This is a genomic window from Desulfocurvus sp. DL1XJH-121 (assembly GCF_054819825.1).
In genome coordinates, this window is record NZ_JBTVWW010000226.1 from 1 (window position 1) to 231 (window position 231).

Consider the following 231-nt stretch of genomic DNA (forward strand, 5'->3'; position numbering starts at 1 on the left):
GTGCCATCGTCCGCGATTACACGCGGGAAGCCGGCGTGCGCAGTCTCGAACGGGAGCTGATGAAGCTTGCCCGCAAGGCAGTGACGGAAATTCTGAAGTCGAAGACCAAGAAGACGGTGAAGGTCACCGAGACCAACATCAACGACTATCTCGGCGTGCAGAAATTCCGCTTCGGCCAGATCGACGGTGAAGATCAGGTAGGCGTTGTCACAGGTCTTGCCTGGACTGAGG

At 57.6% G+C, this 231-nt stretch carries 1 protein-coding gene; it reads left to right on the plus strand.

Annotated elements, in window-relative coordinates; translation table 11 throughout:
* The coding region (locus ACYYG1_RS17960) for a S16 family serine protease (RefSeq protein ID WP_461211690.1) at positions 1–231 on the plus strand (231 nt) is incomplete at both ends.